Raw genomic sequence first — 204 nt, 5'->3', positions numbered from 1 at the left:
TGTCGGGGGAGAAACTCGACACCGCGATCGAGGTGTGGATCCACACCCTCGACCCTGATGCGGTGCGCCGGGTGCGCGCCCGGTCACGGTCCCGCGATTTCGCGATCGGCAAACGCGACGACGCGACCGGCACCACCAGCGTCTACGGCCGGGTGTATTCGGTCGACGCCGCGATCGCCGCGCAACGCATCGCCGCGCTGGTCG

1 pseudogene is annotated in these 204 nt (G+C 70.1%); it reads left to right on the top strand.

Annotation, left to right across the window (positions count from 1 at the left end):
• Positions 1-204: pseudogene (locus tag ACXAID_RS28540) on the top strand (hypothetical protein); the annotation flags it as partial.

This window comes from Mycobacterium sp. ABE4_509, from assembly GCF_056160785.1.
This window is presented reverse-complemented; position numbering and strand designations above follow the sequence as displayed.